Source organism: Paenibacillus sp. FSL R5-0475 (assembly GCF_038004585.1).
GTDB lineage: Bacteria > Bacillota > Bacilli > Paenibacillales > Paenibacillaceae > Paenibacillus_AQ.
The window spans coordinates 768,670-782,988 of the sequence record NZ_JBBORK010000001.1 but is presented as its reverse complement, the minus strand read 5'-3'; the positions used below and the strand labels follow the sequence as shown (position 1 = coordinate 782,988).

Sequence of the window (14,319 nt, the reverse complement as noted above, 5' to 3'; positions counted from 1 at the left end):
ATGTCAGTAGCGTTCTGAAATTTTTCGGGCTTCCTCACGAATCTTATTCCGGAATGATTCAGGCTCCAATACGATTACACCCGCTCCCCAGCCGAGCACCCATTGCAGTAATTCATCCAGTTGGCGTACGCGTAAAACCACATCTAATCCAGCTTGATGCTCTTTCATTTCTTCAATGTAATGATAGTTGGATTCCTTCACCTTATCTGCGAGATCATGATTACATCGAAGATGAACTCGCAAGTGGCGATCATCCGGAGGGGTATACTCTCTTAAGTCAAAATGCACAGGAAGCTCGAATCGCGATTACGCCTGTTTCTTCATTTGAAACAAACGAGGGATAACGAAGCTGATTGACAAGCGGAAGGGGCTTTTCCTTTGTCAGAGAAAGCCCCGAAATTGAATCACAGGCTTACCTTCGTCATTTGATGTAATAAGCTACCCATATATTTCCGATACAATTTATATCTGAATATGAAAGGTTGGGTTGTTTTATATGACGAACGGATCAAATGAAATAAAAACACTTGATATTACACAAGTTCTTGACCTAGCTAGTAATAAACATATTATCGACGCATTTGTAACTGATGAGAACAATGAGCAAGAAGTGGTTGTAGCAATAGTTGCTAGGATACGGATTGCTGATATTAAAAACAAGCAAGGTTGGAATGCAACTGTTGTAGATGCAAAAAGAAGTCGCTTTTATGACAGTGTAGAAATTAATACAGAACCTACAAACCGCGTGGCATCAAACGCTGTAAATCTACACACATCTTCAGGAATTTTCTATGGTTCCTATAAAGGATATAATGTTAGAAAGCAACGAGACTATGTCAAGAAGAATGGTAAGAAATTGTTGGAACGATATCAACAGTTCTACTCTGAACCAGTCACCCCTAAAGATCAATAATTTGTTGTAGACAGTTGCTTAACTATCCTCGTTAAAGAGTCCTATTCAAAAATAGAGCCAGACATTCTCCCAAAGAGAATGGCCCGACTCTATATCTGTTAAGATGTGTTTCTATTACCAAAGGTTCAACTTCACCTCATGCAACCTTGTATTAGGATAGCCGATGAATCGACCATACTATATCCGTACTGAAACCAAGGGTTAGACCGTCAGCTTCGTAATATAATCCAACTTCCTCACCTGCTTGCAGCTCTACATCACCGGATAGCGTCACCGTCGCACTACTTAGTACGGTCCTTATAGTTAAAATTAACGCTATATTGACGTCCAAGATAGGCATATAACCTTTTATTAAATCAGTGCTGCCATTCTTCTTTACGGTAAAAAATGGATCAATGCCACTTCCTAAGCTTATACTAACTGGAACGTTAGTCTTATAGTTAACAGTTGCATGTATAGCATACTTGCCAGTGGCCGGTGCCGTAAATATCCCTGTAGCAGGATTAAATGCAGGGCTTGCGTAATAAGGGGACGCCTCACTCCAATTCGTAAATAGCGTGCTACTAGCAATTGAGTATGTCGTACCCGTAACAGAAAATCCTTCCGAGGTAAAAGAAGTCCCCGCTGGCCCTGGATCTCCTTGTGGTCCCGCCGGTCCTGCTGGGCCTTGTGCTCCCGCTGGCCCTGGATCTCCTTGTGGTCCCGCCGGTCCTGCTGGGCCTTGTGCTCCCGCTGGCCCTGGATCTCCTTGTGGTCCCGCCGGTCCTGCTGGGCCTTGCGCTCCCGCTGGCCCTGGATCTCCTTGTGGTCCCGCCGGTCCTGCTGGGCCTTGTGCTCCCGCTGGCCCCGGATCTCCTTGTGATCCCGCCGGTCCTGCTGGGCCTTGTGCTCCCGCTGGCCCCGGATCTCCTTGTGATCCCGCCGGTCCTGCTGGGCCTTGTGCTCCCGCTGACCCTGGACCTCCTTGTGATCCCGCTGACCCTGGATCTCCTTGTGATCCCGCCGGTCCTGCTGGGCCTTGTGCTCCCGCTGGCCCAGTCGCTCCGGTATCGCCTTTATCACCCTTGACTCCATTGCCTTTAGAATTCTGCGATTCTTGGTCAACCGATGGCTGAGTACTGATGGTGATGGTTTTCATGGTGGAATTCCATACTACTTTTGCACCGAATAATTCGGCAATAAAACGTACCGGTACCATAACCCGGTTCTGAATGATCTTAGCAGGTTGATCGAGCGTGACCTTCTCCTCTACATCACCGACTTTAATGCTGGCGGTCGGGTCGCCTATAATCAGCGTACCCGATGCATCTCCTTTAAAAACCGCTATTGTTTGTGTAGAACTGTTCCAGTTAAGAGACACGCCGAGCGAGTCTTCAAGGACCCTCAAAGGCATAAGCGCGGTTCCTTTATGGACAACGGGTTCGACGTCACTCGGGATTACGCTATCATTAACGATAATAGAAATCTCGGCCACTTGGCCGACCGGAGCCGCCTGAGCAACAGGGACCACAAACAACGTCATTACAAGCACAAGTACAATAGATAATTGCAGTCTTTTTATTTTTATCACTTTACTTTCCCCCATATTTAGTCAATTCGAAGTAGATACCAGCACCTAAATAATTACGAACAGCATTCAATTGTTCGGCGGTTGCAATCTGATAGGGATCACCTTCAAGTCCCGTTCCTCCAGCAAAGCTCACTGCCGCATATGCCTTACCTTCATCTGTCGCGAACAATCCGGGTATACCACTTAGCACCACTAGCTAGATCTATTATAATGGAACTAATTGTATTTAATAGTGACCGCTGTCATCAGTATTGTCACATGACAAATTAATTTAGTAGTCATTTACCGAAGCCGACAACGGAGATTGTGCGAAGATTCATACTCAAAAGCATAATAATTCGCCCTACTTATGATAAGGTTCTCCACTCAGTCTGTACCGGCAAGCTTTCATACTAAAACAGATTATAGTAGACAACCCTTCAATTCATTTGCAGGAAGCCTTTAGCCTGGTACCGCTGGTACGTCAACTTCAACATCAGGCCCATCGTTTACGATGTACACTACTAAAGAACCATTAAGTTCTATTGTCGGACGTTTCGTTTCCCAATCTTCTAAACGCAGCTTTAATTCTGTTGATGACTCTGAAAAAAGAGTAAGGGGAGATGCCTCAATCTGAGCAAGCAAACGCCCCACGCTATCTGTTTCAATAATGAATTGAAAGGTGATCATGTGTTGGAGAACGTTTTGAAGTCTACGATCCATGCCTCTGCATCCGAGATTACATTCTTCGCTGCGTCGATGGAAGTATGACGTTCAAGAAATGCCGAACATTTTAAACTGATTCGTTTAACCATGTTTCCGTTCCCATCTTTGATGCTATTTTAGAATGTTTTTCTCCAAGTGTAATTGTCGAAGAAACAAAAACAAGGGAAGACCCAGTGAAGGACCTACCAGTAGCGTACCTGCAATCGGCAGCCATAAATATTTCATTTTCTTTCTGGTGCCTTCTAATAGAATAAATCCCATAAGCACGATCGCGGTAACTAAAACATCCATCCATGCAAAAGCTCCGATACGCGTACTGGTTATGGCTTCAAATAGGAGAGACAAATCGAGGCCGTTGCGCACGACCCAAGGGATGAATTGCGATTAGGGCAAGACGAGTCCCAAAAAAGATAATACTCCGTAAAAGCACTTCATTTATAACCCTCCATTATTTTGTAATTTGCAACTCCAAAAAGCTCGCAAAAGTCCGTTTGCTCCATCTTCGCTGCTACGCGTGACCGCTCTTCAACCCATATCCTTCAAGGCTCCGTTCCAAGCCCTCAGCGCGATTTTCCAAAAAAACTTGCCCCTACTTATGGTACGGTTCACCGTGCTGTCTGTAACGGCAAGTTTTAGGGCCATTACTCTGGCAACCAGCGCAACTGACTTAGAGACGTATAAGCGAAAGAACTATTGAAAACTTTGGTCAACCCTATAGTTTTTTGACTACTTTCTATTGTTTGTACAGTAGTCTTAAAATCCACGTATTTGCTAGAATGTAACTAATGAATTTTTGAAACCGCTTTCATTTGGCGTGATGGGCAAGATGTATGTGCAATGGTTTAGTGCCTTCAGTTGCTCTCGCGAGTTCAAATCTTGTTTTGTCCTCCATTATGGGTGAAGTGGCAGAGTGGTTGATTGCAGAGGGGAATCCCTTGTGGTACGGCAGTATCACCGAGAGTTCGAATCTCTCCTTTACCCAACTTAATAAGGTAAGGTGACAGAGTGGTCTAGAGTACTTGCTTGGAACGCATCTGTGGCTGTGAAGAGCCGCTTGAGGATTCGAACCTCTCGCCCTTCACCATAGCTTACTAGTTTGGTTCAGAGACCGAATGATTTGCTTATGTACAGATATTCTAAGGTTTATTGCACTCGAAGCCCACTAGATAATATCTCATAAAGGGGTTGATACAAACACTCAGAAGGCGGTACTAGGTAAGATGTTGGGATATGAATACGTCCCACGAAGTCTAGTCATTTGCTTTGATTAGCGTATAGGATGAAGAATTAAATAGTGTCTCTCAACTCCTAATAGGAGTAAATAGCAGCACGAAATCTTCAAAAAATACACAAAGTAGGAGATAATCAGATGAAAAAACCTCTTATTAAGAAAGCGTTGAGCTGTGTTCTTGTTGGCTCCACTCTTTCTACTGTTTTGATTACAGGGCAACCAGTACAAGCTGCCTTGGGGTATTGGCCTGAACCATTGCCGATATCAAATGAGTACTATTTGCATAATGAAACATTGCAGCCTTATGGGGCAGCATTCCAAATCGACGAATTGAAAAATTGGACTCCTGATAATGACCCCGATGCCCGATATAATCGGAGTGCTGTTCCTCTGGCAAAAAGGTGGATGGGACCATCCGTCAATCCTAATGCATCACGCGATGCAAGAATAATCCCTCTTAGTGGTACAAGTGCACGTGCAAGCCAATCACCGTCACAGGGTGGCGATGGCGCTTACACATATGCAATGACAAATTTCCAATACGTTGATATCAACAATTATTGGGGAGGCTCGTCAGCTGAGGGGCCAATTGCTATACCGACACCAGAGCATATAGACTCTGCACATAGAAACGGTGTAAAGGCAACTGGAACTATTTTCATCCCTTGGGGTGACAGTGCATATGGTGGTAAGTTTATTGATCAGTTGGTGGAACAGGACGCTAAAGGTAATTTTGTTGCTGCCGATAAATTAGTTGAAATTGCTCAGTATTATGGATTTGATGGTTTTACCATTAATCAAGAATCAAGTTCAAGTCCAGAGAGCATGGCAAAACTTAAAGAGATGCTCGCATATATTCAGGAGAAGAAGCCAGATAACTTTACTATGGCTTGGTATAACGGGAAAGGTCAATTAGGTGAATCTGACGTTAAAAATTGGATGCAAGATGGGGATACACGCTTAAATAACGACTGGTGGCTTGACATGAGCTGGAGAAATATTAATGCTTCAATTAAGTCAGTCGTAGACGCTGGTAGAAGCCCTTTTGATATCCATGCGACATGGGAGAACTTCCCTTATACCGACAAAGGTGCTGATGTTACTAATCTAATTGGTCCCGATGGGAAATTAAAAACATCTCTCGGTATTCTAGGGCCTAACGCAACACTCATTAGCTCTAAGAGTATCGATGATTTTATGAACCATGAAGACCTACGTTTGTGGACAGGTCCAGCATTCGATCCTAGAGATAAAACACGTACTCTCGGTGTTTTTCCTGGATTTTCAAATCTTGTTGCAGACCAAACACCAATTATAGGAAATGAATTTGCAACAAATTTCACAGTTGGTAACGGTAAGAAATTCTATGAAGACGGTATTGTTACTGGTAAGGAAAAGGGTTGGTATAACCGTTCACTAACGGATATAACACCAACTTGGCGTTGGATTGTTGATAGTAAAGGTTCTAAGCTAGCTCCTAATTTTGATTATGAAGATGCTTGGTGGGGAGGATCATCGTTAAAGTTATCAGGTAATCTAGACGCAAATCAAGCAAATCACATAAAGCTATACAGCTCACAGTTAGAGATCACTGATAATAGTAAGATAAGCATCACATATAAAACACCTGCTTCAGATGTCGATGTGTATGTTGGTTTATGCTTTGGCGATACTTATGACGATAGTAATTTCGAATTCTACCCTGTTCCAGCTGGTACAGAGAAGAATGGTTGGACAACCTCTACTATCGACCTATCAAAACACGATAAAAAAGCAATTGCGATATCATTGAAAATAAATGCAAATGAGGATGTTAAGGACTATTCTATAAATATCGGAAGACTTGCATTTACAACAAATGAAGCTGCTCCTGCAGCAACATCTGCAATTACACTTGATGATTCAATATATGTAAATGATACAACAGCAGAAGCAAGAATATATTGGGATAAATCTGCCAATGCGTCACTATACACCATCCATCGCGTATACGCTGATGGGACAAAAGAATTCATTGGCGCAACACCAAGTGATGCTTTTTATTTAGGTAGATTTGTAAGAGACAATGAAGAAGCACAGACTACTTTCGAAATTACATCATACAGCGCTAATGGAACAGTTGGCGGGGTAAAAACATTCAATTTCAACTGGCCAGCTGTTACGGGTGGTTTCGAAGTAGCGCAAGTAGAAGGTACTAATATTGCGTTGAACGTCCCGGTCGTTGATGATGGCTCTTTTGACCCTGGGGGCAAGGTTGACAAAATTAACGATGGTGTTATTCCAAACAGTAAATGGGCTTCAGGTAAAACAATTGCATCTGCTTACTTCGACTTGGGCAAAGATATGGATATTAGCCGTTGGGTTGTTAAGCATGCTAACGTTGCCGGTGCAGGTGAGGGCGTAGATTTTAATACCGACACGTTTGATTTACAGTATGCGAAAGATGATAGACAACCTATTTTAGATCCTAATGACCCTACTAGTAAGCAGAGAGTTATAAAATTAAATTACACAAAAGTCGATGAGGTAATCGGAAACCGTCAAGACGTTACCGACCGTGTACTTGATACTCCTATTACAGCACGTTATATTAGGCTTCACGTTACAAAAAGTGATAACTGTCCTTGGCATGCAATTCGTATCTATGAATTTGAATTGTATGAGAATCCTTATGTCCCTCATTCCACAGCCTTGCTAGACCGCAATGTAACAGTGAAAAATAATGTTGGAGCAACTGATTCTGTAGTTTTAGACAATGTTGCAATGCCTATCGGATCAGGGGGAACGGTTGCAGATGATACAGGTATCGTGAAAATCTATGACAGCCTGAAGTCTGACCAACCAATTGCAGAGGTAAAAGCTACACAACCAAACAATAAATACAAGCAGCTTAATCGTGGAGTGGCTTCTTTTGAGAATTTAACATTAATTCCTGAAGGCGGCAGATTGTATTACACAACTAATGTAAATGGAGTGGTGAGCTTACGTTCTAGTATTGAATATGCGCCTGAAGTTGGAACGGAAATTAAGCTACCAACATCAATTAAGCTGGAGCATTCTTTAATGGGTAACCAAACACGTAGTAAGTACGGTGTGTTTACCTTAGAAGGATTAGATGTTGGGACTTCTATGAAGATTTATGAAACTGCTGATTCACAATCACCTATTTTACATTCACAGCAAGTAGAAGAAGGCCAAGATTTCATTAGGCAGGCAAGAGTTCCGTTGTCCAAAGATGGTGGCACGCTGTATTATGAACTGAAACAATATGGGAAACCTAACTCAGGACGACTAGAATATACTTATGATCCTACTAATGAGCTTTATGTTGACCAAGCTTCTTTGAAGGATTTAGTCAATCGTTATAGTAATTTGCATGAAGCCAATTATGTTCCCGCTACATGGGGGCCATTCTCAATAGCTTTAAACGCTATTAAAGCAGCACTATCAACAGCAGTTACAGCGAGTGACGCAGAAGGATATAGAGCTGCATTAGAAGAATCGGCCTTAGCACTTCGTAGTATTGGAAATATTCAAAGACTTAAAGAAGTCTGTAACGAATATGAAAAAACATACACTGAAGATCAATATACAGCTGATAGCTTTAAACTCTTTAGTGATGTTTTAGAAAAAACTAAAGGTATTATCAGTGGAGTAGAATCTTCTACAATAGCTGTAACAAAGACTGAACTTGAAAAGTTAAGGTTTGATCTTGATAATGTGGTAAGTCGTTTGGTAGAGGGTGGAGACCACGTAGTTGATTCTGTAACCATAACCCCTAACGATGTGGATGGAAAGATCGGAACTACACTAACATTTAAAGCTAAAGTCGCAGGTAATGCTGGTGATACCGTTATTTGGGATGTGTACGGTAACTCAAGTCAATATACTACCATCAGTGACGGGGTACTCCGTGTTGCTGCTGACGAAGAAATTGGTGGTGTACTGACAGTTAAAGCAACTTCAACGTTTGATACAACAAAATCAGGAATAGCACAAGTGTTAGTAGTAAATGAACTACTTCCAAAAGTAATCAGTGTTACAATCCCTGACCAAGTTGACTTCGTTGAGGCTGGTAAGATTCAGCAATTCACTGCTAATGTGGCAGTAAAAAATGACGCATCAACATCCGTTACATGGGCTGTTTATGGTGCTGAAAATGTCGATACTAAAATTTTCAACGGATTGCTGATGGTTAACGAAAATGAAACAGCAGATCAGCTTACAATTAGAGCAACATCTGAAGTTGATTCGACGAAGTTTGCTGATAAAACGATTAGAGTAGTAAAAGATACAGATGAACCTTACACGATTACAGTTGGTGTTATGACTAATGGTTCAGTAACATCAGATCTATCGACAGCAAAACCAAGTCAAACTGTAAAATTGACAGTAACACCTGATGCTGGATATCAACTAAAAACAGGTTCTCTGAAAGTAAATGGCAATGTGATACTCGAAGATACATTTACAATGCCAGCTCAAGATGTAATAATTACTGCTGAATTTGAGAAGATTCCTGGAATAGAGCTTGTAAGCATTCAAGCACCGACAGCGATAACCGGATTGCCTAACGGAACTCTAAAGACAATCGTTGATCTTAAGCTACCTGCTACCGTTGTATTAGTAACTAATAACGGAAAAATGAATGCAGTTGTAGCTTGGGATGTGAATTCTGCTGATTACGATCCTTCAGTCAAGACAGAACAAACGTTTACAGTAAATGGCGAAGTAATATTGCCTTCTGACTTGGTAAATACCAATAGTATTTCATTGAAAGTAAGTATCGGAGTTACCGTATTAAAGAAACAAGTGGTTTCACCTCCAGTTGTCCAACCTCCATCAGGTGGTGGTGAAGTTACAACAAAGCCCGTTCCCGTTTATGAGACAACTGTTTCTCAAGGCAAGGTAACAACTGTAACTTCTGTGAAAACTACAGATGAAAATGGAATAGCAGTTACTACAGTACCTGGCAAACTGATTGATGATGCTATCACAACAGCTGTATCAAAAGCTGCTGATCAAGGTGTAAATACTGAAGTAGCAATTAAACTGGATGTGGACGCTCCATCAAATGCTAAAGCAGTCAAAGTTACATTATCAAATGAATCCTTGATGAAATTCACATCTAATACGGCGGTTACCTTAACAATATCTACGCCAATCGGAACAATGACATTTGGTCGAAATGCGATATCAAGCATCTCCGATCAAGCAACAGGAACTGTTACCATTACTGCTACGAAGATGGAACCATCAACATTAGATGCTGATTATCAGCACAAAGTTGGAGATAGACCCGTTGTGAATTTCGATATTACTAGCGGTGACAAGACGATATCGGAGTTTAGTGGAAACATAACAGTAACAATACCTTATGCACTTAAGTCCGATGAGAAGCCAATTGCAGTTGTAGCTTACCATATCAATACTGCTGGCCAACTTAATGTGGTGAAAAATGGTGTGTATGATGTGACAACCCAAACACTAACATTCAGTGTACCTCATTTCTCGCAATATGCTGTAGGGTACAACAATATTGAATTTACCGATGTTGCAGCCAACGCTTGGTACAATGATGCCGTAAGCTATTTAGCAGCAAGAGACATAACCAATGGATTAGGTAATGGGAACTTTGGTCCTGAAACAAAAGTTTCCCGCGCACAATCTCTGGTAATGATAATGAAAGCTTTTGGTATCAATCCAGATCAAAACTCTGAAAACAACTTCGGTGACGCTGGAAACACGTACTATACTGGGTATCTAGCAGCGGCAAAGCGGTTGGGTATAACAGATGGTGCGGGCAATAACATGTTTGCACCTGAAAAAGAAGTTACACGACAGGAAATGTTTGTATTGACATATAATACGCTTAAGAGCATTAATGCATTGCCGACCGGAACTACTCCAAATGAACTGAAAGACTTTAAAGATAGTGATACAGTATCTGCTTATGCAACTGCTGCCATGACATACTTTGTGAATAATGGAGTTATATCTGGATTAAACGGTAACCTCTTACCAGTAGATAAAGCAACCAGAGCGGAATTTGCTCAGACACTCTACAATATTATGACAAAGTAAATTGCAATGACTAACAGAATAGACTAATACAAGCTATGACAAGCACACCTAATCTTAATTGTGAAGGTGTGCTTGTTTTCGTTTGCTAGTACTTGACGCTAACGTATATACGGGGTCTCTCTCTAAAACCTTATGTAATCTCTTAATTACTAGCTTTTTCATAAATTTCGACATTACTTGTGATAGGGTTCTCCGCGCTAGCTGAAACTGCAAGTTTTAGGGCCATCCCTTGCGGAATGGCCCTTTGCTAGATAGCAGCACGTTACGCCAAGTGCATAAAAATAGTCTCCATTGCCCCCCAAGGTGCCTCTTTCTCATCTACCTTCTTGAAACCATATTTTTCGTACAAATTAACATGATCACTGACAAGGTATACTTTATCGAATTCAAGTTCCTTAGCGTATGCCAAGGCAGATAAAATCAACTTTTCACTTAATCGATCGCCTCTGTACTGCTCTCCCACAAACACAAACCCGATATAAGGTGTATAGGAAACATCAGGTATGCAGTCTGTTTTTGCTAAAGTGCAATAGCCAGCAATACGATCACCATCTAATGCTGCAAAAACTCTTTCCCAGTCTGAAAAATGGAATTCTTTCATTTGTTTAGCTAAAGTAGTTCCTGCTTTCCATGAACAATTCAGCGCATACTCAGCAACGACTTGCCATAACTTATCGCTAGAATTAAGCGATTCTATTTGCATAAATACTCCCTTTCTTATAGGCAACTAGTCGCTAAATTACCTTTTTTCTTTTATTTTACTAGTCGCTCTCCGTTATCCAAACAAGCGTTCCGTTCTTATTCATAACTGTACAGTATAACACTTGATATGAACTAACATGGTAAAATATGATTATATTTAAACACAACTTCCTGTAAGCCTAAAACTGATTCAAGCAAACTTTAATACATATAGGGAGCCAGATGACTCATCCTTCTGTGAACCAAAAAAGCTCTCAACAGCCTGTTGTTTCCGACTTGCCTAATACGTAGCCAATCCCAAACCCATACCCTGCAAAGCGCCCTACCAAGCCTACTTCCAGATTTCCCGATAAAACTTGCAGTCACTTATGGTACGGTTCACCCTGATTTATCTTCACCGCGGTACATCTGTTCCAAGCTCTAAGTGAATGAACCATAACATAATTCACATCAGTTGTATGGTTGTTATTAAGCAGATTGCGGGGACCATTTATACAGCACGTTCTCTCATACACTTTCGTCCTGCATAATAACCATAAATAAATATCATACAAAGACGAGGATGCCTCTGAACCATGCGTCAGTAAAAACCATCAATGATGGCATCCCAAGTGCAAATATTAACAATAAAATCCAGTTTATATAGGAGCGTTGGAATCGTCTTTTAAGAAAACCTTCAGAAATAATATTATATAGAACCATAAGGTAGGACAATGAAGCGAAAATCAAGGAAATCAAGAAAATTTGTTCCGTTACTGTCGCGGCGCTATCAATTAAAGCGATGAGCAGTATAAGTAATAACAAAAATACAAAATTAAAGTAGGTATAAATAAAAGGAATTCCAAAAGGTGCAATCTTCGTTTTTATGTAGTATTCAACACTTGCGGCTATATTTTTATCACTCTTGAATGTTACTGGATCAACTTGTTTAAATTTCAAACTATAGATTTCCTTTTCTATATCTTTATGTAATTCAAGCAACATCTCCCTTTTTAAAGACTCATTAGTTGTCTCTTTAAACTTAATGAATAATTTTAGTAAATCATAAGGAAGGAGCGAAGAGGCTTTAGATATCTTTTCAGCTACTGTAAAAAGGTCACTTTTTTCATTGAGGTATTTATATATTCCAAATTCAATGTCAGAGTAGATATCAAGAGCCTTATCTACCCGTTGTTGATTAGATTTACTGTTTTCAAGAAAGTTGCTTCTTAGCTCCTTATACATCCAAAAAAACTAATACTGTAACTATAATTGATATTGCAGCGGGTGTTGAATCAGGAAATAAGGTTCTTAAAAACTCGATAAAATAACTCATTAAATCACTCCTTTTATTTACAATTACGCTTGATATATCATTTAGTTCCGTTGATACCATACCGACTAAAAGAGCGTATTTTAATATTCCACTATTTTATTGAAAGGTATCGACTAACAAAAAAAGCCTTCTTTCGAAGGCGGTGTAATTAAATTCTTTCTGCTATTAGGATTAAACGCTATTTCAAATTGCTACACTACGCGGAAGCGGAACTGCCCCACTTCACATCAAACAGATGATGTAGCGTAGGATATAACGGTGTATCAGCTTGACGGTCTTCCTGCAAGAGTAAGTAAAGGTCCAGCTTCGTATTATCTTCACCATTAAGTGTGCGACTGTTCATCATGCGAAGCAATAACTGATGCACGCAGTTCATTGTTGCTGGATGTTCCGGATCCGTCCAGTTGCGATTGGTTTGAAAGAAAACATCCTCGTATCTGTGTAGGATAATCCAGCACAACTCGGTCTGTTGGTCCGAATCTAATGATTCTGGGAATAACAAAGCTCGAAAAAGGGATGCATCATCCATGTTGTGGCCGGCCATAGACAACCAGGATTGAATTTCTTGGAAAGTAATCTCGAAATTGACCATGAGGTAAGTATCACTGAACTGCAGATTAACCAATTGTGTATTCATTAATAGGTCCCCTTTATATAGTCTACGTTCATCACATAAAATTCTCGTTCATTGGATGCATAAATGGTTACTCTAATTGCTTCTGGGATGTCTTTTATCTCAATGATTGGAGCTTGCGCTTCAGATGAGAGTACCACACGATCGTAATTTTCAAAATTAATTATTGGGTTTCCGGTTGTGGGATCGTTTATGGTTTCATAAACGGTATAATACTTACCGTCCATACGTTTTTCTTGATGGGTTTTAACTGCCGGCCCACCATAATATTGACTAATCCCAAAGGTCACAGTAATTAAACTACCAGCCCCACCGTCCCCACTGCCTCCTCCAACAAACCCGATATCAGTAAAGGGTTGGCCGTTGCGGGGTCAATCCCTTGATTCATATCTAGCGAAGCTAAGTTTTGTTTTCGGATAATCGATTTCAGTTTGTTGGCATACTGACTATCCGTCGCATAACCAGCTCTTTGGAGTTCGTTAGCAAACTCATAAGGATTTTCTTTGGATAATGCGAAACGATAACGGCTGTTTTTAAGTAGGAAATCCGAATGGTCAGCAAAAGATCCTGCTACGCTAGAGTAGCTCCGGAATTTTGAAGTCGTGGGCACACGTACGCCATCCACTTCTTCATGTGTTCTTGCCAAGCAATAATCACCTTTATATGATTTATTCGCTTTAATACCAAACAAATTATAATTGCATACTGCGTTTTTTCCTATGGATTCGTGGGAATGAAATTTAGGGAAATCCTCCCCAATTTCATCGATATTACGGTCCTGATTTCAACAATTAGGGAATTTCTCCCTTTAAATTCACCTAATTAGCTCATAACAGCGGATTTCAGGCGATTTATAGGGAGGTTTTCCCTATAAATCAAACAAAAACACAATCTAAACACTCGCCCAAGCACAAACTATTTTCATCTACACCCAATTCGATAATTACTCCTCCCAAAACTAAGTTTCTTTACGATAGAGCCTCACCGTTTCCTTCAGGGTATCAAACGACCAACCTCATCCATCCCTTAGCATAATTAGAAACTTTTCCATGGTTGGATACCCAAGTAACTAACAGGAAATAGATAAATAAGCTCTATCTGAGGAATATCAAATTCAACGAAACCAGGATTTGCAGATTTTTTCCCTTGATATTCTTTTAAGTAA

The 14,319-nt window shown here is 40.7% G+C and carries 12 protein-coding genes and 1 tRNA gene; 3 read left to right on the top strand and 10 right to left on the bottom strand.

Features of this window, described 5'->3' with window-relative positions:
- Positions 1–3: 3 nt before the first annotated feature.
- A complete protein-coding gene (locus tag MKX41_RS03140) occupies positions 4–243 on the bottom strand; it encodes a WYL domain-containing protein (protein WP_445164914.1) in 240 nt (79 codons plus the stop codon).
- Positions 244–496: 253 nt separating this feature from the next.
- Here MKX41_RS03140 and MKX41_RS03135 point away from each other — a divergent pair, with 253 nt between their 5' ends.
- The gene (locus tag MKX41_RS03135) at positions 497–913 is read left to right on the top strand and encodes a hypothetical protein (protein ID WP_340968650.1); all 417 of its coding nucleotides are present in this window, start codon (positions 497–499) and stop codon (positions 911–913) included.
- A 151-nt stretch (positions 914–1,064) separates the two neighbouring features.
- On the opposite strand, the gene MKX41_RS03130 is transcribed toward MKX41_RS03135, so the two are convergent.
- From MKX41_RS03130 to MKX41_RS03115, 4 genes are all read right to left on the bottom strand, one after another.
- Positions 1,065–2,483: a stalk domain-containing protein gene (locus tag MKX41_RS03130; RefSeq protein ID WP_340968647.1), complete on the bottom strand. Its 1,419-nt coding sequence runs from the start codon at positions 2,481–2,483 to the stop codon at positions 1,065–1,067.
- Between the two features lies 1 nt (position 2,484).
- Positions 2,485–2,652: a hypothetical protein gene (locus tag MKX41_RS03125; RefSeq protein ID WP_179086649.1), complete on the bottom strand. Its 168-nt coding sequence runs from the start codon at positions 2,650–2,652 to the stop codon at positions 2,485–2,487.
- Positions 2,653–2,924: 272 nt separating this feature from the next.
- Positions 2,925–3,185, bottom strand: coding sequence for a hypothetical protein (locus MKX41_RS03120; RefSeq protein WP_076283210.1), 261 nt, complete (start codon positions 3,183–3,185; stop codon positions 2,925–2,927).
- 114 nt (positions 3,186–3,299) lie between these two features.
- Positions 3,300–3,563 carry a DUF2834 domain-containing protein gene (locus MKX41_RS03115; protein ID WP_339804252.1) on the bottom strand — a complete coding sequence of 88 codons (264 nt, stop codon included), beginning with the start codon at positions 3,561–3,563 and terminating at the stop codon, positions 3,300–3,302.
- A 520-nt stretch (positions 3,564–4,083) separates the two neighbouring features.
- On the opposite strand from MKX41_RS03115, the gene MKX41_RS03110 reads away from it, so the two are divergent.
- Together MKX41_RS03110 and MKX41_RS03105 are read left to right on the top strand one after the other, a co-directional pair.
- Positions 4,084–4,170 (top strand) — tRNA-OTHER (locus tag MKX41_RS03110).
- Between the two features lie 387 nt (positions 4,171–4,557).
- Complete coding sequence (locus tag MKX41_RS03105; RefSeq protein WP_340968644.1) at positions 4,558–10,503, top strand: endo-beta-N-acetylglucosaminidase; 5,946 nt, start codon at positions 4,558–4,560, stop codon at positions 10,501–10,503.
- 262 nt (positions 10,504–10,765) lie between these two features.
- On the opposite strand, the gene MKX41_RS03100 is transcribed toward MKX41_RS03105, so the two are convergent.
- The 5 genes from MKX41_RS03100 to MKX41_RS03080 all read right to left on the bottom strand — a co-directional run bounded on the left by MKX41_RS03100 (position 10,766) and on the right by MKX41_RS03080 (position 13,875).
- A complete protein-coding gene (locus tag MKX41_RS03100; protein WP_076298564.1) occupies positions 10,766–11,206 on the bottom strand; it encodes a GNAT family N-acetyltransferase in 441 nt (146 codons plus the stop codon).
- A 545-nt stretch (positions 11,207–11,751) separates the two neighbouring features.
- Positions 11,752–12,429 (bottom strand): hypothetical protein, encoded by a 678-nt coding sequence (locus tag MKX41_RS03095; RefSeq protein ID WP_339270184.1) that lies wholly within the window; start codon positions 12,427–12,429, stop codon positions 11,752–11,754.
- A 287-nt stretch (positions 12,430–12,716) separates the two neighbouring features.
- On the bottom strand, positions 12,717–13,157 hold the full coding sequence (locus MKX41_RS03090) for a hypothetical protein (protein WP_076283214.1): 441 nt from the start codon (positions 13,155–13,157) through the stop codon (positions 12,717–12,719).
- A complete protein-coding gene (locus MKX41_RS03085; protein WP_076283215.1) occupies positions 13,157–13,444 on the bottom strand; it encodes a hypothetical protein in 288 nt (95 codons plus the stop codon). Before MKX41_RS03085 ends, MKX41_RS03090 begins: the two co-directional genes overlap by 1 nt.
- A gap of 5 nt (positions 13,445–13,449) precedes the next feature.
- Positions 13,450–13,875 carry a glycoside hydrolase family 73 protein gene (locus MKX41_RS03080; RefSeq protein ID WP_256721575.1) on the bottom strand — a complete coding sequence of 142 codons (426 nt, stop codon included), beginning with the start codon at positions 13,873–13,875 and terminating at the stop codon, positions 13,450–13,452.
- Positions 13,876–14,319 lie beyond the last annotated feature (444 nt).